At 65.3% G+C, this 16,507-nt stretch carries 14 protein-coding genes and 2 pseudogenes; 10 read left to right on the forward strand and 6 right to left on the reverse strand.

The window, feature by feature from the left end:
* Nucleotides 1–177 precede the first annotated feature (177 nt).
* Nucleotides 178–1,350: a UbiH/UbiF family hydroxylase gene (locus ACFPTO_RS09375; protein ID WP_377711046.1), complete on the reverse strand. Its 1,173-nt coding sequence runs from the start codon at nucleotides 1,348–1,350 to the stop codon at nucleotides 178–180.
* Between the two features lie 450 nt (nucleotides 1,351–1,800).
* Here ACFPTO_RS09375 and ychF point away from each other — a divergent pair, with 450 nt between their 5' ends.
* The gene (gene ychF, locus ACFPTO_RS09380) at nucleotides 1,801–2,895 is read left to right on the forward strand and encodes a redox-regulated ATPase YchF (RefSeq protein ID WP_377711047.1); all 1,095 of its coding nucleotides are present in this window, start codon (nucleotides 1,801–1,803) and stop codon (nucleotides 2,893–2,895) included.
* Nucleotides 2,896–3,059: 164 nt separating this feature from the next.
* Here ychF and ACFPTO_RS09385 read toward each other — a convergent pair whose 3' ends face one another.
* A complete protein-coding gene (locus ACFPTO_RS09385) occupies nucleotides 3,060–3,698 on the reverse strand; it encodes a class I SAM-dependent methyltransferase (RefSeq protein WP_377711048.1) in 639 nt (212 codons plus the stop codon).
* Between ACFPTO_RS09385 and ACFPTO_RS09390 the strand changes: the two genes are divergently transcribed.
* The 3 genes from ACFPTO_RS09390 to ettA all read left to right on the forward strand — a co-directional run bounded on the left by ACFPTO_RS09390 (nucleotide 3,691) and on the right by ettA (nucleotide 7,011).
* Nucleotides 3,691–4,173 carry a hypothetical protein gene (locus ACFPTO_RS09390; protein WP_377711049.1) on the forward strand — a complete coding sequence of 161 codons (483 nt, stop codon included), beginning with the start codon at nucleotides 3,691–3,693 and terminating at the stop codon, nucleotides 4,171–4,173. The two genes, ACFPTO_RS09385 and ACFPTO_RS09390, sit on opposite strands and share 8 nt — an antisense overlap.
* Before the next feature lie 28 nt (nucleotides 4,174–4,201).
* Nucleotides 4,202–4,894, forward strand: coding sequence for a phosphatase PAP2 family protein (locus tag ACFPTO_RS09395; RefSeq protein ID WP_377711051.1), 693 nt, complete (start codon nucleotides 4,202–4,204; stop codon nucleotides 4,892–4,894).
* A 449-nt stretch (nucleotides 4,895–5,343) separates the two neighbouring features.
* Nucleotides 5,344–7,011 carry an energy-dependent translational throttle protein EttA gene (ettA, locus tag ACFPTO_RS09400; protein WP_377711052.1) on the forward strand — a complete coding sequence of 556 codons (1,668 nt, stop codon included), beginning with the start codon at nucleotides 5,344–5,346 and terminating at the stop codon, nucleotides 7,009–7,011.
* 126 nt (nucleotides 7,012–7,137) lie between these two features.
* On the opposite strand, the gene ACFPTO_RS09405 is transcribed toward ettA, so the two are convergent.
* The 3 genes from ACFPTO_RS09405 to ACFPTO_RS09415 all read right to left on the reverse strand — a co-directional run bounded on the left by ACFPTO_RS09405 (nucleotide 7,138) and on the right by ACFPTO_RS09415 (nucleotide 9,921).
* Nucleotides 7,138–7,761: an HAD family hydrolase gene (locus ACFPTO_RS09405; RefSeq protein WP_377711054.1), complete on the reverse strand. Its 624-nt coding sequence runs from the start codon at nucleotides 7,759–7,761 to the stop codon at nucleotides 7,138–7,140.
* A 14-nt stretch (nucleotides 7,762–7,775) separates the two neighbouring features.
* Nucleotides 7,776–9,590 carry an aminopeptidase P family protein gene (locus tag ACFPTO_RS09410; RefSeq protein ID WP_377711055.1) on the reverse strand — a complete coding sequence of 605 codons (1,815 nt, stop codon included), beginning with the start codon at nucleotides 9,588–9,590 and terminating at the stop codon, nucleotides 7,776–7,778.
* Nucleotides 9,591–9,666: 76 nt separating this feature from the next.
* Nucleotides 9,667–9,921: a hypothetical protein gene (locus tag ACFPTO_RS09415; RefSeq protein ID WP_377711057.1), complete on the reverse strand. Its 255-nt coding sequence runs from the start codon at nucleotides 9,919–9,921 to the stop codon at nucleotides 9,667–9,669.
* A 582-nt stretch (nucleotides 9,922–10,503) separates the two neighbouring features.
* On the opposite strand from ACFPTO_RS09415, the pseudogene hemA reads away from it, so the two are divergent.
* The 6 genes and pseudogenes from hemA to ACFPTO_RS09445 all read left to right on the forward strand — a co-directional run.
* Nucleotides 10,504–11,769 (forward strand): annotated as a pseudogene (gene hemA / locus ACFPTO_RS09420) (glutamyl-tRNA reductase); the annotation flags it as partial.
* A gap of 244 nt (nucleotides 11,770–12,013) precedes the next feature.
* Complete coding sequence (prfA, locus tag ACFPTO_RS09425) at nucleotides 12,014–13,096, forward strand: peptide chain release factor 1 (RefSeq protein WP_377711059.1); 1,083 nt, start codon at nucleotides 12,014–12,016, stop codon at nucleotides 13,094–13,096.
* Between the two features lie 26 nt (nucleotides 13,097–13,122).
* Nucleotides 13,123–13,971: a peptide chain release factor N(5)-glutamine methyltransferase gene (gene prmC / locus ACFPTO_RS09430; protein WP_377711060.1), complete on the forward strand. Its 849-nt coding sequence runs from the start codon at nucleotides 13,123–13,125 to the stop codon at nucleotides 13,969–13,971.
* Nucleotides 13,972–14,143: 172 nt separating this feature from the next.
* Nucleotides 14,144–14,455: a Grx4 family monothiol glutaredoxin gene (gene grxD / locus ACFPTO_RS09435; protein ID WP_377711061.1), complete on the forward strand. Its 312-nt coding sequence runs from the start codon at nucleotides 14,144–14,146 to the stop codon at nucleotides 14,453–14,455.
* Between the two features lie 83 nt (nucleotides 14,456–14,538).
* Nucleotides 14,539–15,162, forward strand: coding sequence for a UbiX family flavin prenyltransferase (locus ACFPTO_RS09440; RefSeq protein ID WP_377711062.1), 624 nt, complete (start codon nucleotides 14,539–14,541; stop codon nucleotides 15,160–15,162).
* 176 nt (nucleotides 15,163–15,338) lie between these two features.
* A complete protein-coding gene (locus ACFPTO_RS09445; RefSeq protein WP_377711064.1) occupies nucleotides 15,339–16,127 on the forward strand; it encodes a DODA-type extradiol aromatic ring-opening family dioxygenase in 789 nt (262 codons plus the stop codon).
* A 155-nt stretch (nucleotides 16,128–16,282) separates the two neighbouring features.
* Here ACFPTO_RS09445 and ACFPTO_RS09450 read toward each other — a convergent pair.
* Nucleotides 16,283–16,507 (reverse strand): annotated as a pseudogene (locus ACFPTO_RS09450) (amino acid:proton symporter); the annotation flags it as partial.

Here is a 16,507-nt window from a genome sequence, read left to right on the forward strand (position 1 = left end):
GCGGCGTACCGCGCGACCGTTGCGCCTGCACCGTTTCACCGCCGCCGCCCTTTGCCACACCGGCCACTTCAGTCACTTCAGTCACTTCGGCCATTCTGAAGCCGCCCGGGCCGTGCGGCAACCGCTATTCCCGCCACGCCGCCCGGCGGCAAGCGCGCGACAGCGCCGCGCGCGCGGCTAGCCCAGTGCCGAAGCGACGAGCCAGCGCTTGAGGAGCGGTTGCCCGCCGACGAACGCCATGCCCGTGTTGCGCACGGCACGCGCAATCGTACCGGGAATCGAGAACAGCCGCTGAAGACCATCGGTCGCAACGATCAGCTTGCGGATGTCCTCGCGGCGGCCGCGCTCATAGCGGCGCAGCAGCACCGTGTCGCCGAGGTCGCGGAACGCTTCCTTGCCCGCGATGACGTCGACGAGCGCCGCCACATCGCGCAGACCGAGGTTCACGCCCTGCCCCGCGAGCGGATGGATCAGGTGCGCGGCATCGCCCACCAGGGCGACGCGCGGCGCGATCAGCCGGTCGACGGTCTGCAGCGCGAGCGGGAAGCCCTGCGCGGGCGTCACGCACTCGAGCGTGCCGACCTGCTGCTGCGTCACGCGCTCGACTTCGGCTGCGAGCTGCTGCGCATCGAGCTTGACGAGCGCCGCGGCGTGATCCGTTTCCGCGGACCAGACGAGCGACACATGCTGGTCCGGCAGCGGCAGGAGCGCGAGGATCTCGCCGTCACGGAACCACTGCAGCGCCGTTTCGCCGTGCGGTTTTGACGCGCGGAAATTCGCGACGACACCCGTCTGACGATACTCGCGCCGCTCGACGCCCGAGCCGATCTGCGCGCGCACCCACGAATGCGCGCCATCGGCGCCCACGGCGAGGTCGGCTTCGATCGTGCGGCCATTGGCGAGGCCGATCACGGCGGCGTCCGGCTTGACGTCGAACGTCTGCGCGCGCGAATCGATCCACGTGAGATTGGGCTGGAAGCGCAGTGCGGCATCCAGTGCGCGCTCCACGACCGACGATTCGACGATCCAGGCGAGTTGTGCGACGGATGCCTGATACGCCGAGAAGTGCAGCTCGGCGGCGGCATCGCCGAACACGCGCATGTCGTGGACGGACGTGATCCGCGCGGCGTCGATCGCCTGCCAGACCCGCAGCCGCTCGAACAGCGACTGCGAGCTGCGCGAGAAGGCGTAGACGCGCGCGTCGAACACGGCGCCCGCAGGAAGAGGTGCGCAGGGCTGCGCAAGCAGGGCGACGCGCAGGCCGCTCTGGGTCAGCGCGAGCGCGGCCGACTTGCCGACAAGCCCGCCGCCGATCACGGCGACATCGAAAGTCTGATTGGTTGCTGTCATCCGCGCATTATAGCTGCGGCCATGGCGCCGAAGCGCTGAGCCGGCAGGGCCTGCGGGGCCGCAGACGGCACGGCTGCGGCGTCGCTGCGGGACCTTGAAGGGCGCGCGCGGCGGACCCGCTGCGGCATACACGCAGGCGACGCGCGGCCCACGGGCGGCTCGCGCCCTCAACACGCACCCAGCACACACCCGGCACGCGCCCGGCACGCGCTGCATTGCCGCACGGGGCGCTCAAATGCGGCGCGCATGCTGCATCCGGCGCATGCTGTCGTCCGGGCGAACGGGTGCGCACGCAAAGCGGCGCCCGGAGAAGGTTACAATTGCGGTTTTGGGTGACCCGCGTCACTCTCCCGACGTGCCGCCTGCGCCCGCTCCGCCGCTCCCCGCGCGGAATGCGGCCGCCCCGATCCGGCGAGCCGCACGTCCCCACCCTGATATGCAGAGAATTTCATGAGCCTCCAATGCGGCATCGTCGGCTTGCCTAACGTCGGCAAGTCCACCCTGTTCAACGCCCTGACCAAGGCGGGCATCGCCGCCGAGAACTATCCGTTCTGCACGATCGAGCCGAATGTCGGCGTGGTGGAAGTGCCGGATCCGCGCATCGCGAAGCTCTCCGAGATCGTCAAGCCCGAGCGCGTCGTGCCGGCCGTCGTCGAGTTCGTGGACATCGCGGGCCTCGTCGCGGGTGCGAGCAAGGGCGAAGGACTCGGCAACCAGTTCCTCGCCAACATCCGCGAAACCGATGCAATCACGCACGTCGTGCGCTGCTTTGAAGACGAGAACGTGATCCACGTCGCGGGCAGGATCGATCCGCTCGCCGACATCGAAGTCATCAACACCGAACTCGCGCTCGCCGACCTCGGCACCGTCGAGAAGTCGCTCACGCGCTACTCGAAGGCCGCGAAGTCGGGCAACGACAAGGAAGCCGCGAAGCTGGCCGCCGTGCTGGAGAAAGCGCGCGCGCAGCTCGACCAGGCAAAGCCGGTCCGCGCGCTGAGCCTCACCGAAGACGAACAGGCGCTCCTCAAGCCGTTCTGCCTCATCACCGCGAAGCCGACGATGTACGTGGCGAACGTGAAGGAAGACGGCTTCGAAAACAACCCGCACCTCGACGCCGTGCGCAAGTACGCCGAAGCCGAGAAATCGCCGGTCGTCGCCGTGTGCGCGGCGATCGAAGCCGAAATCGCCGATCTCGAAGACGAAGACAAGGCCGCATTCCTCGCTGACATGGGCATGGACGAGCCGGGCCTCGACCGCGTGATCCGCGCGGGCTACAAGCTGCTCGGCCTGCAGACGTACTTCACGGCGGGCGTGAAGGAAGTGCGCGCGTGGACGATCCACATCGGCGACACGGCGCCGCAAGCGGCCGGCGTGATCCACACGGATTTCGAGCGCGGCTTCATCCGTGCGCAAACCATCGCGTTCGACGATTTCATCTCGTTCAAGGGCGAGCAAGGCTCGAAGGAAGCCGGCAAGATGCGCGCCGAAGGCAAGGAATACGTCGTGCACGACGGCGACGTGATGAACTTCCTGTTCAACGTCTGAGTTGAAATGGCGGTGTGAGCGTTTCTCACCCGCTTTGACGCACCCCGAAAGCCCGCATTCGCGGGCTTTTCTTTTGGTTCTTCGCGGAATTCCAGGGGGAGAGACGGCTGCTGAACCGACGCCGACATTCGCCATTCCTGGTAGCGTTCACCCGTGCGGAGAGTTCAAGCTTCCCGGTAGCCCCGCGCACCGTCCTTGACGAAAGCAAGGCGACTCCACGTTACGCCCATGCGCCGATTCCCGTGCTGGAAAGATTCGGTCTGGACGTCCAGTACAGTTCGCAGGCCATGCGCATTCGCGAGTTGAATCGTCTCCACCGCCGAAACGTCGAACATCCGTCGGCCTTCCGGAACGGGGCCGTGACGCAGGGTTATGACCAGCATGGCGCCATCGCACAGAAGCGCGCTGACGTTCGGCATCGCCCGCCGACGTTCGCGCTCGTCAAGGTGCATCCAGACAGCGGATAGCATGACAAAGTCGAATTCTTTTCGTCTCGAACGCAGCATCGCGAGATCCGGCAGGCTATCGTCCAGCCATTCAATCCGGGGAGACGGATGCTGCCTGATTCCTGCAACTCGCAACGCGTCCACCGGTTCGACGGCTACAACCGTATGCCCCATCGCCGCAAACGCAGCAGCGTCGGTTCCGATACCAGCCCCGACGTCGAGGACGCAGGCAGGTGACATCGGAACGAGATGCATGATGGGCGCATGGTGTTGCGCAAACGAAATGTCTTGCCATTGCTCGATGAGGAATTGTGCATTTTCCGCGTAGCCTTCCGTGCCGCTGACATTGATGGACACCAGCGCCCTCCATGTGTCGGTGTTTCAGGAAATTTGCCAGATTGTCGTCAATTCAGAGCCGGCGACCCAATCTCCGGAACTGGCCGACTCCAGCCACTATCACCGAACCTCCACGGGAATCCGCGAAGAACTTTTTCGTAGCCTTTTCGTAGCATTTACGCTGTCCCAATCCAACCGCGATGTGCTGCAAATTCCCACCGGATCGGGATCGATTTTCCGCATCCGACGCCACGCGATGGCGCGAAGCCGTGCGTTCAATCGAACCACACCTCGTTTGAAAACGAAACGATGTGTGACCGACGTTTACAGCGCCGAAAGGCAACACCCCCAAGCGCACTGTCGTAACGTTCCGCCCCTAACCGGGCGGGCGCACGCGCTATTTACACTTGCTTTCGATTCTTTACTCATGCGTGCTGATTTGAACCATACGATCAAACGCGGCCCGGATTGGCATTCTCGTCCGCCTCTCTCATGAATCAAATCATCGGAATGGCTCACAACAAATGACCAGCTTTGATACCGTCATTCTGGGATTCCTCACACAAATCCATCTCGCCCCGCTGCTCAATCACACGATCCGGGTGATTGCCGGACTCTATACATTCAAGGGCTTTCTGCTGATCCCGCTATTGTGGTGGATCTGGTTCGAACCTGGCGCGCGACGCGAGTGGCAGCGTGAAATGACGATTGCCACGGTGGCAAGCGGCCTGATCGCACTCGCGGTGGGGCGTTTGCTGGCGCATTTTCTGCCGTTTCGCGTGCGGCCCATCTATAACCCGGACCTGCATCTGCATTTCGCCTCCGAGTCGCTGCGCGAAGCCACGCTGAGCAGCTGGAGTTCGTTTCCGAGCGATCACGCGATGCTGTGGATCGCGATTTCGATGGGGATTTTCCTTATCTGGCGGCGAATCGGCACGATTGCGATTCTGTACACGGTGCTATTCATCTGTTTGCCGCGCGCGTATCTCGGCTTTCATTACCCGACCGATTTGATTGCGGGCGCAGCCATCGGTGTGGCGATCACCTATGTCATGACGCGCGATGCGGTCCGCAAACGCACCGCCGCGCCCGCTCTGCGCTGGGCGATGCGCTTTCCCGGGCCGGCATCGATGCTCGCGTTTCTCGTGTGTTTCGAGCTCGTTACGCAGTTCGACGAACTGCTCCAGCTCTTCCATTCGATGGTGAAAGCGGTGTGAAGCACCGCGCCGACGCGGGTCGATCGGCGACTACCGGCGACTACCGGCGACTACCGGCGTTGAACACACGCCAGCGAAGCAATCGTCAATAAACGCATTCTTCATCGATTGCTTTCGCTGCTCGTTCGACTTTTCGCCGTACCATCCGAACGAATCACAATCAGCCGTTCGTTACACGTGCCCTGCCGGGGAGACGGTCGAGCCGGGATGCGATAATAGCCGCACACGACTTCGCTGACAGATTCATCGACATTCCGTCGCGCCGTCGAATCCGTATCAAAACCCGTATATGCGCCTGGCGAGCGTGTCGCTCACCGCTCGATACGGTAAAGCTTTGCCGGGACGTTTCGCCGCTCAAGGCCTGAGCACCGTCTGAATCAGGGCTGAATAAGGTCTGAGCAACGTGCGAGCGTCCCGCTCCATTTTTCCCCGTTTCCAAAAGAATTCTCATGGCCCAATACGTCTTCACCATGAACCGGGTCGGCAAAATCGTGCCGCCCAAGCGCCAGATCCTGAAAGACATCTCGCTGTCGTTCTTCCCGGGCGCGAAGATCGGCGTGCTCGGCCTGAACGGCTCGGGCAAGTCGACGCTCATCAAGATCATGGCCGGCGTCGACAAGGACATCGAAGGCGAAGCCACGCCGATGCCTAATCTCAACATCGGCTATCTGCCCCAGGAGCCGCAGCTCGATCCGGAAAAGACCGTGCGCGAAGCGGTCGAAGACGGTCTCGGCGACGTATTCCAGGCGCAGAAGAAGCTCGACGAAATCTACTCGGCCTACGCGGAACCCGATGCCGACTTCGACGCCCTCGCCGCCGAACAGGCGAAATACGAGGCGATTCTCTCGTCCTCGGACGGCGGCAGCCCCGAGCAGCAGCTCGAAGTGGCCGCCGACGCGCTGCGCCTGCCGTCGTGGGACGCGAAGATCGCCAACCTGTCGGGCGGCGAGAAGCGCCGCGTCGCGCTGTGCAAGCTGCTGCTCGAAAAGCCCGACATGCTGCTGCTCGACGAACCGACCAACCACCTCGACGCCGAATCGGTCGAGTGGCTCGAACAGTTTCTCACGCGCTTCCCGGGCACCGTCGTCGCCGTGACCCACGACCGCTACTTCCTCGACAACGCCGCCGAGTGGATTCTCGAACTCGACCGCGGCCACGGCATCCCGTGGAAGGGCAATTACTCAAGCTGGCTCGACCAGAAGGAAGAGCGCCTGAAGCAGGAAGAATCGAGCGAATCGGCCCGCCAGAAGGCGATCAAGAAGGAACTGGAGTGGGTGCGCCAGAATCCGAAGGGCCGTCAGGCGAAGTCGAAGGCGCGTATCGCGCGCTTCGAGGAACTGTCGAGCCAGGAATACCAGAAGCGCAACGAAACGCAGGAAATCTTCATTCCGGCGGGCGAGCGTCTCGGCAATGAAGTCATCGAGTTCAAGAACGTCAGCAAGTCGTACGGCGATCGCCTCCTCATCGACAACCTGAGCTTCAAGATTCCGGCGGGCGCGATCGTCGGCATCATCGGGCCGAACGGCGCGGGCAAGTCGACGCTCTTTCGCATGCTCACCGGCAAGGAGCAGCCGGATTCGGGCGAGATCGTGGAAGGTCCGACTGTCAAGCTCGCCTACGTGGACCAGAGCCGCGACGCGCTCGACGGCAGCAAGACCGTGTTCGAGGAAATCTCGGGCGGCGCGGACGTGCTCGCCGTGGGCAAGTACGAAACGCCGTCGCGGGCCTATATCGGCCGCTTCAACTTCAAGGGTTCGGATCAGCAGAAGGTGGTCGGCAACCTGTCGGGCGGCGAGCGCGGCCGTCTGCATCTCGCGAAGACGCTGATCGCGGGCGGCAACGTGCTGCTGCTCGACGAACCGTCGAACGACCTCGACGTCGAAACGCTGCGCGCGCTCGAAGACGCGCTGCTCGAATTCGCGGGCTCGGTGATGGTGATCTCGCACGACCGCTGGTTCCTCGACCGTATCGCCACGCACATCCTCGCGTTCGAAGGCGACTCGCAGGTCACGTTCTTCGACGGCAACTACCACGAGTACGAAGCCGACAAGATCAAGCGCCTCGGCGAGGAAGCCGCGCGTCCGAAGCGTCTGCGCTACAAGCCGATCAGCCGATAAGTGCGAAGGCGTCCGCTGCCGCGCAGGCAGCGGACGCACCGATCAGCCGGGTTTTCGCAGCGCTTTCCGTGCCCGCGAATGCCGCACGATTGCCGTGCGGCAATCGCGGCGCGGGTCAGGCGTGCCTCAACCGGGCAGGCCCAGATCGCGCAGGCACGCGTCGGTCGCGGCGTGGCTCGTGTGATGCACGCCGTGCCAGCCAAGCGCCGTGGCGGCTTCGGCGTTGTGGCGGTTGTCGTCGATAAAGACGAGTTCCGCGGGCGCAATGCCCGGCAGTTGCGTCTCGATGCGGCGGAACATCTCGTGAAAGATCGCCGGATCGGGCTTCACGAGTTTCACGCGCCCCGACACGACGATATCGCGACAGCGCCGCAGCACGTCGTAGCGCTCCCACGCCCACGGAAACGTCTCCGCCGACCAGTTCGTCAGGCCGAAAAGCGGCACGCCCGCCGCCTCCAGCCGGTCGAACGTCGCCACCCCGCCTTCAAGCAGCCCGCCGATCATCTCGGGCCAGCGCGCGTAGAACGCGCGGATCAGCGCCTCGTACGCCGGATACTTCGCAACGAGTTCCGCCGTGCCCTCGGCAATCGACTGGCCGCCGTCCTGGCGGATCACCCAGTCCATCGTGCAAACGTGCGTGAAGAACCAGCGCCGCTCGGCGTCGTCGGGAATCAGCTTGCGATACAGATATTCCGGGCTCCAGTCCACCAGCACGCCGCCGAAGTCGAACACCACTGCCTTGATCGCCATCGCCGCCGTCCGCGTCAGATCGGTTGCGTGCGCGCTTCGAGCCAGGCGAGCGCCGCGCCCGACACGTGCGGCGACACGCGCTGCCGCACCGTCTCGTGATACGCGTTGAGCCACGCACGCTCGTCGTCGCGCAACAGCGTCAAGTCGATGCAGCGCGTGTCGATCGGGCAGAGCGTGAGCGTCTCGAATTTCAGGAAGTCGCCGAATTCGGTCTTTTGCGCCGCCTGATTCAGCACGAGGTTCTCGATGCGCACGCCCCACTTGCCTGGCCGGTAAAGGCCCGGTTCGATCGACGTGATCATGCCCTCTTCCATCGCGGTCCACGGCTCGGGGCTCGCATAGTGCGAGATCACCTGCGGACCCTCGTGAACGTTCAGGAAATAGCCGACGCCGTGCCCGGTGCCGTGGCCGTAGTCCGCGCCCGCCTCCCAGATCGGCGCGCGCGCGATGGCGTCGAGCATCGGCGAGCGGACGCCGCGCGGAAACTGCGCGCGCGACAGCGCCATCGTGCCCTTGAGGACGATCGTGAAGTCGCGTTTTTGCTCGGCGCTCGGCGTGCCGATGGGCACGACGCGCGTGATGTCGGTCGTGCCGTCGAGATACTGGCCGCCCGAGTCGATCAGCAGGAGGCCGTTGCCTTCGATCACGCTGTGCGATTCGGGCGTGGCGCGGTAATGCGGCATCGCGCCGTTGGCGTTGAAGCCCGCGATGGTCCCGAACGACGGTGAAACGTAGCCCGGCCGGCGAGCACGCTCGGCGGTGAGCTTTTCGTCGATGGTGAGTTCGGTGATGGTTTCGCGGCCGAGCGCCTGTTCGAACCACGCGAAGAATTCGGCGAGCGCCGCGCCGTCCTGCTCCATCGTCGCGCGCACGTGTTCGGCTTCGGCGACCGTCTTGCGCGACTTGAAGAAGGTGCTCGGATTGATCGATTCGACCAGCTTCACCGCCGACGGCACCGCCTGCAGCAAACCGAACGTCACGCGCCGCGGATCGACGAGCAGCGTCGCGCCCGCTGGCAGCGCCGCGAGCGCCGACGCGGCCTGCGCATACGGCGCGAGGTGCACGTCCTCGCGCGCGAGCGATTGCGCGAGTGCTTCGGGCACCTTGCCCTCGGCGACGAAGAGCGTCGCGCGATCCGGGCCGATCAGCGCGTGCGCGACGAATACCGGGTTGTAGGTCACATCGGCGCCGCGCAGGTTGAAGAGCCACGCGAGATCGTCGAGCGTGGAAATGAAATGCCACTGCGCGCCCTTTTCCTGCATCGCGCGGCGCACCTGGCCGAGCTTGCCGGTACGGCCCGCGTCGGCGTGCGGCGCGGTGTGCTCGTAGACCGGCCCGCTGGGCAGCGTGGGACGCGCGGGCCACACTTCATCGAGCAGATCGAGGTCGGTGCGCAGCTTCACGCCGCGCGCGCCGAGCGCGTCGGACAGCACACGCGCCGGGGCGACGCCGAGCACGGCGCCATCCACCGCGACCGTGCCGCCCGCCGGCACGTTCTGCGCGAGCCATTCGACATGCGGCGTGGTCTGCTGACCGCCCGTCATCTTCATCAGATCGACGCCGGTGCCCGCGAGCTGATTCTCGGCCTGCACCCAGTAGCGGCTGTCGACCCAGACGCCCGCGAAGTCCTTCGTCACGACCAGCGTGCCCACGGAGCCCGTGAAGCCCGAGAGCCATTGGCGGCCCTGCCAGCGCGGCGGCAGGTATTCGGAAAGATGCGGATCGGCGGACGGGACGAGCGCCGCGTCGACGCCCGCACGCGTCATGGCGGCGCGCAGCGCGGCGATCCGCTCGGGGATGGTGGAAATTTCGGGGAGTCGGGCGTTCATGATTTCACCTGCGAGAAGAATTGGTGCGGGACAGCGGCGGCACGGCAGCCGGTCACCATGAGCAAAAGAGCGGCATTCAGCGGCGCACGCGCAGCGCGACGGCCACAGCCACGAAAACCAGTGCGAACGCCGTGCATACCGGCCATTCGAGCAGCTCACCGTCATGGAAGAGCCCGGTGACGCGCCCGGCGACGCGTGCGAGCCCAGCGCCCAGCACGCCTGCCATGACGGCCAGCGCGAAGCCACCGCGCGCTCGCGCCCGCATCGGATGCAGCCACCAGCCTGCTGCGCCGACCACGACGCCGATCACGACAATGCCGGGCCAGCCCATCAGGGGCGGGTCCTTGTGAATGTCGGAAAGTACGGATCGGGCAGTTCGGGCGGTCGCATCGTGCGGACTAACATGTCTCTAAAGCATTGGCTGGCTTATGCCTGGTTGATGCCTGGCTTATGCCTGGTTTTATGGCCGGGAACCGGTCGGCTCGGCGCTTCCCGCGTAGCGGTTGAGTGTAGGGGGCGCGATAGCGCAAGGCAAGCGCGTCCGGGTAGCCGCGCAGCTTCTGCTGCGGAGTGCCGGTTTGACCGGGTACGCGAGGACCTATCCCAGGACGCAGGAGAATCCCACCCCGTTTTGCCGTGTACGACCTGTGTACGAGCGGGCATAAATCGCCAGAATCGCCAGAATTTCCGCTCCGCGACGTTCAGTCGCGCGAATTAAAATGTGTACATTACAGGTGCGCGGCACACTCCGCTCAAGCGCTCAGAGCGCCGTAACTGCTTGTTTACCAACGGATCAAATGGTCAGCCCACCCGCAGGTCGGCCGCCGCCAGGCCGGGAAATCACCGTTCGTGCTGATATCCTTACAGAATGCGAGGAAAAGCTATAATGACGACCAAATTCTCGCCACATGGTATGCAGCTTCTAACGATCGGAATCAATCACCACACTGCGCCTGTCGCCTTGCGCGAACGCGTGTCGTTTCCGCTCGAACAGATCAAGCCCGCGCTCGCTCTGTTCAAGGAAGCTTGGCCGGGCCGCCGCGCGATCAGCGCGCCCGAGGCAGCCATTCTCTCCACGTGCAATCGCACGGAGCTTTACTGCGCCAGCGACGACCACGCTTCACGCGACGCCGCCATCCACTGGCTTTCGCAGTACCACGGCATCCGCGAAGAAGATCTGGCGCCGCACGTCTACGCACTGCCGCAGTCCGAAGCGGTGCGCCATGCGTTCCGCGTGGCGTCGGGGCTCGATTCCATGGTGCTCGGCGAGACGCAGATCCTTGGTCAGATGAAGACTGCCGTGCGCACCGCCACCGAGGCCGGCGCACTGGGCACGTATCTGAACCAGTTGTTCCAGCGCACCTTCGCCGTCGCGAAGGAAGTGCGCGGCACGACGGAAATCGGCGCGCAATCGGTTTCGATGGCCGCCGCCGCCGTTCGCCTCGCGCAGCGTATCTTCGAGAAAATTTCGAGCCAGCGCGTGCTGTTCATCGGCGCGGGCGAAATGATCGAGCTGTGCGCCGCGCACTTCGCCGCGCACCAGCCGCGCGAACTCGTCGTGGCGAACCGCACGGCCGAGCGCGGCCACTACGTCGCCGAACGCTTCGGCGGCAACTCGATGCCGCTCTCCGATCTGCCCGCGCGCATGCACGAGTTCGACATCATCGTGTCGTGCACGGCGTCGACGCTGCCGATCATCGGCCTCGGCGCGGTCGAACGCGCCGTCAAGGCGCGTCGCCACCGTCCGATCTTCATGGTCGACCTCGCCGTGCCGCGCGACATCGAACCCGAAGTCGGCCAGCTCGAAGACGTGTTTCTCTACACCGTCGACGACCTCGGCACGATCGTGCGCGAAGGCAATGCCTCGCGCCAGGCCGCCGTCGCACAGGCCGAGACGATCATCGAGACGCGCGTCGCCAATTTCATGCAGTGGCTCGACGCACGCAGCATCGTGCCGGTCATCCGCCACATGCACACCCAGGCCGACACGCTGCGCCGCGCCGAACTCGAGCGCGCACGCAAGCTGCTCGCACGCGGCGACGATCCGGCGGCGGTGCTCGAAGCGCTCTCGCAGTCGCTCACGAACAAGCTGATCCACGGTCCGACGCACGCGCTCAACAACGCGAGCGGCGAAGACCGCGACTCGCTCATCGAGCTGATGAGCGGTTTTTACCGGCACGGCCAATCCGGCCAGGCGAGCCAGTCGGGTCAATCGGGCCAGGCGGGTCGTGAGGCACGCGACACTCAGGCCGCGCCCGCCGCCGCTTCCGCGGCGAATACCACGTCTGAATCGTCCGGTTCTTCGGACCGTTAGCGGCGCGATCCGCCAGGCGGCGCGATCCCCACGCGCCGCGACCGGGCCTGCAGCCCGCTCTTCTCTTTCCCCCTCGCACGACTTTCCGGAGACAACTCCGAGCCGCCCGATGAAAACGAGCATGCAATTGAAGCTCGACCAGCTGACTACGCGTCTGGCCGAGCTGAACGATCTTTTGAGCCGTCCCGATGTGACGTCGAACCGCGACCAGTACCGCAAGCTCACTCGCGAGCACGCGGAACTGGAGCCGGTGGTCGCGCACTATGCGCAATGGCGCCAGGCCAAGGACGACGAACTGGCCGCAAAGGACCTGCTCACGGACGTTTCGATGCGCGAATTCGCCGAAGAAGAGGTGAAAAGCGCGCGCGATCGCATGGTGCAGCTGCAGATGGACCTGCAGAAGATGCTGCTGCCGAAGGACCCCAACGACGAGCGCAACGTGTTCCTCGAAATCCGCGCGGGCACGGGCGGCGACGAGTCGGCGCTGTTCGCGGGCGACCTGCTGCGCATGTACCTGCGCTACGCGGAGCGCAACCGCTGGCAGACGGAGATGATGTCGGCGAGCGAATCGGACCTCGGCGGCTACAAGGAAGTGATCGTGCGGATCGCGGGCGAAGCCGCGTACTCGAAGCTCAAGTTCGAGTCGGGCGGGCACCGCGTGCAACGCGTGCCGGCGACGGAAACGCAGGGCCGTATCCACACGTCGGCGTGCACGGTCGCGGTGATGCCCGAAGCCGACGAGATCGGCGAAGTCGAGATCAATCCCGCCGATCTGCGCATCGACACCTTCCGCGCCTCGGGCGCGGGCGGCCAGCACATCAACAAGACCGATTCGGCGGTGCGCGTGACGCACCTTCCGACCGGCATCGTCGTCGAGTGCCAGGACGACCGCTCGCAGCACAAGAACAAGGACCGCGCGCTGAAGGTGCTCGCCGCGCGCATCAACGACAAGCAGCGCCAGGAACAGCACGCGAAGGAAGCGGCGACGCGCAAGAGCCTCGTCGGCTCGGGCGACCGCTCGGAGCGCATCCGCACGTACAACTTCCCGCAAGGGCGTCTCACCGATCACCGCATCAACCTGACGCTGTATCGGCTCGAATCGATCATGGACGGCGATCTCGACGAACTGATCGGCGCACTCGTCTCCGAGCATCAGGCCGAGCAGCTCGCCTCGCTCGGCGACGCCGACTGACGCCCGCCAGATCGACATCCGCATCCGTGAACGCGAACGCCGTCACCGCCGACACTCTGCTGCGCGCCTCGCCGCTCCCCGCGCTGGAAGCGCGCGTGCTGCTCATGCACGTGCTCGGCTGGCGCCGCACCGAACTCATCACGCGCGGCGACGAAACGCTCGATAACGCGCAGGTTCTCGCGTATCGCGCACTCGAAGCGCGTCGCGCGCATGGGGAGCCGGTCGCGCAACTCATCGGCAGGCGCGAGTTCTTCGGCCTCGATTTCGACGTCACGCCCGACGTGCTGATCCCGCGCCCGGAAACCGAGCTTCTCGTCGAAACGGCGCTCGCGGCCCTCGACGGCCTCACCGCGCCGCGCGTGCTCGATCTCGGCACCGGCAGCGGCGCGATCGCCGTGGCGATCGCCTCGGCACGGCCCGATGCGCGGATCTGGACCGTCGACCGCTCGGCGGCTGCGCTCGCCGTCGCGAAGCGCAACGCGCAGCGCCTGCTCGACGCAAAGCGGCCCGGCGGCGAACTCGTCTTTGTCGCGGGCAGCTGGTACGACACGCTCGATCCGTCGCTGCGTTTCGAGGTCATCGTCAGCAATCCGCCGTACATCGCGAGCGGCGATCCGCATCTCGAAGAGGGCGACCTACGCTTCGAGCCGCGTGGCGCGCTCACCGACGAAGCCGATGGTCTGACCGCCCTGCGCGCGATTGTCGCGGGTGCGCCCGCGCGCCTTACGCCCGGCGGCGTTCTGTGGGTCGAGCACGGCTACGACCAGGCGTCGGCGGTGCGCGCGCTGCTGTCGGCGCAGGGTTTCGCCGATGCGCGCTCGCACAGGGACCTCGCGGGCATCGAGCGCATCAGCGGCGCGCGCCTGCCGAACTGAAACTCACGGCACCAGCACGGCACAAGCACGGCACAAGCACAGCGCCGGCACGACACGTAACCGCCGCGAACCTCCCGATTGCCCCTACAGGACGCGGTCGGACGCCCGCTGGCATCGGCGAAATCCGCTATCATTTCAACCTGTTCCGCATTCAAACATTGCAAGGTCAGTCATGGACACCCAACAACGCATCAAGCAGATCGTCGATGAAAACACCGTCGTCCTCTTCATGAAGGGCAACGCACAATTCCCGATGTGCGGCTTCTCGGGCCGCGCGGTGCAAATCCTCAACGCCTGCGGCCTCAACAAGTTCAAGACCGTCAACGTCCTCGACGACGACGAAATCCGCCAGGGCATCAAGGACTTCTCGAACTGGCCGACCATTCCCCAGCTCTACGTGAAGGGCGAATTCATCGGCGGCGCGGACATCATGATGGAGATGTACGAAAAGGGCGAACTGCAGCAGCTCTTCGCCCAGGCCTAAGCGCCTCGGGGACGGCGGCCATCCGCCGGCCGTCCCGACCTCGCGCGCCGCTTCCTGGTTCTCTACACGCGCCCCGCCCGTTCGTGAACGCTCCCCGCATTGCCTCGCAAGCCCCCCCCAAAGCCACCCCGCGCAGACTGATCGTCGCGATCACCGGCGCAACCGGCGCGATCTACGGCGTGCGTATCCTCGACATGCTGCGCGAGCTGGGCGGCGTCGAAACCCATCTGCTGATTTCCTCCGCCGGCTGGCTCAACATCCAGCACGAACTGCAGCTCTCGAAGGACGACCTCCACGCGCGCGCGGACGTCGTGCATTCGGTACGGGACGTCGGTGCGAGCATTGCGTCCGGCTCGTTCGCGACCGACGGCATGATCGTCGCGCCGTGCTCGATGAAAACGCTCGCGAGCGTCGCGCACGGACTCTCGGACAACCTGATCGCCCGCGCAGCCGATGTCACGCTCAAAGAGCGTCGCCGCCTCGTGCTGCTCGTGCGCGAAACGCCGTTCAACCTCGCGCATCTGCGCAACATGACGGCGGTGACCGAAATGGGCGGCATCGTCTTTCCGCCGCTGCCCGCGTTCTACAACAAGCCTGCCTCCATCGACGAAATGGTCGATCAGACCGTCGCGCGCGTACTCGACCTGTTCGGGCTCGGCACGACGCTCTCGCCCGTGTGGCAAGGACTCGGCGACAGCGCGGACTGACGCAGCCCCACACGCTTTCCATCGCTTCGCACCCGCTACCGCCCCCGCTGCCACCCCGTCGATTATCAACAACGGGTAGACGATCAAATCTCTTTAGGCACGTTTAATTCGCAACGGTGCGCATTTATATTGATCGGCATAGAACCTTTACCGCCGCCTCGCCGCGGCCCGCGATCATGACCACCGCTTCCCGCCTGCCCACCGTTTTCCTGTCGCACGGCGCGCCTACACTGCCCATCGACCCGTCGCTGCCTTCGGGCGCGTTCACCGCGCTGTCCGCGGATCTGCCGCGCCCCGAATCGATACTGATGCTGTCAGCGCACTGGTGCACGCTGCGACCGGTCGTCAGCACCGCGACACAGCCCGAAACGATCCACGACTTCTACGGCTTTCCGCGCGCGCTCTATGAGATCGCGTATCCGGCGCCGGGCGCGCCCGTTACCGCTCAGCGCGCCGCGGCGCTGCTGCGCGCGCACGGCGTGGCGGTCGACGAGGAAGCGCACGGCCTCGACCACGGCACATGGGTGCCGATGCTGCTGATGTTCCCGAAAGCCGATGTGCCGGTCGCCCAGTTGTCGATCCAGCCGCACGCCGACGCCGCGCATCACTTCGCCATCGGCCGTGCGCTGCGTGCATTGCGCGACGAAGGCGTGATGGTGATCGGCTCGGGCCAGATCACGCACAACCTGCGCGAAGCGGATTTTTCTGCCCGCCCGGAAGATGCCGATCCGCGCGTCGCCGAATTCACGGACTGGTTCGAAGCGCATCTCGCCGCCCGCGATATCGACGCGCTGCTCGACTATCGCCGCCGCGCACCGCACGCGCAGCTCATGCATCCGACCGACGAGCACCTGCTGCCGGTCTTCACGGCGCTCGGCGCCGCCGACGACGATTACACGCTCGGCATCCAGTCGCTCGGCACCTACCAGCGCGCGCTCGCGATGACGAACTACGTATTCGGCTGAGCGCAGCACGGATCGCCGATCACCGTGCGTGCATCACGCGCGCGCATGAAAAAACCCGCCTGAATCGCTTCAGGCGGGTTTTTTTCGTTGCCTCGACCGCGGCTTGCGCCGCGGTTCGACGTCAGGCGATCATTGCAGCCGCTCGTTGCAGCAAATCAGTGAGCGCCGATGCCTTCGAGCACTTCGTCGTGTTCCTCGCGTTCCTTGAGGTACGGCGTGCGGTAGCCCGAGTTGATGCCCCAGTAGTAGAAGGCGAGCGCGACAAGCGTGACCACCAGCATGTCCCAGCCGTAGGGAAGCACGTTGGCGCCGCCGAACTCCTTGCTGCCGATCAGCGAGAGAAGCGCCATCACGGGCAGGTAGGCGCACAGCCACCATGC

Source organism: Paraburkholderia denitrificans (genome assembly GCF_042655705.1).
Lineage (GTDB): Bacteria > Pseudomonadota > Gammaproteobacteria > Burkholderiales > Burkholderiaceae > Paraburkholderia > Paraburkholderia denitrificans.

Coding starts and splice junctions, on each gene's coding strand:
- ACFPTO_RS09415 (WP_377711057.1), bottom strand. CDS start 9,921: ATGGGCTGGCCCGGCATTGTCGTGATCGGCGTCGTGGTCGGCGCAGCA.
- ACFPTO_RS09445 (WP_377711064.1), top strand. CDS start 15,339: ATGACCACCGCTTCCCGCCTGCCCACCGTTTTCCTGTCGCACGGCGCG.
- ACFPTO_RS09410 (WP_377711055.1), bottom strand. CDS start 9,590: ATGAACGCCCGACTCCCCGAAATTTCCACCATCCCCGAGCGGATCGCC.
- ychF (WP_377711047.1), top strand. CDS start 1,801: ATGAGCCTCCAATGCGGCATCGTCGGCTTGCCTAACGTCGGCAAGTCC.
- ACFPTO_RS09405 (WP_377711054.1), bottom strand. CDS start 7,761: ATGGCGATCAAGGCAGTGGTGTTCGACTTCGGCGGCGTGCTGGTGGAC.
- ACFPTO_RS09390 (WP_377711049.1), top strand. CDS start 3,691: ATGGACACCAGCGCCCTCCATGTGTCGGTGTTTCAGGAAATTTGCCAG.
- ACFPTO_RS09395 (WP_377711051.1), top strand. CDS start 4,202: ATGACCAGCTTTGATACCGTCATTCTGGGATTCCTCACACAAATCCAT.
- ACFPTO_RS09375 (WP_377711046.1), bottom strand. CDS start 1,350: ATGACAGCAACCAATCAGACTTTCGATGTCGCCGTGATCGGCGGCGGG.
- ettA (WP_377711052.1), top strand. CDS start 5,344: ATGGCCCAATACGTCTTCACCATGAACCGGGTCGGCAAAATCGTGCCG.
- grxD (WP_377711061.1), top strand. CDS start 14,144: ATGGACACCCAACAACGCATCAAGCAGATCGTCGATGAAAACACCGTC.
- prfA (WP_377711059.1), top strand. CDS start 12,014: ATGAAAACGAGCATGCAATTGAAGCTCGACCAGCTGACTACGCGTCTG.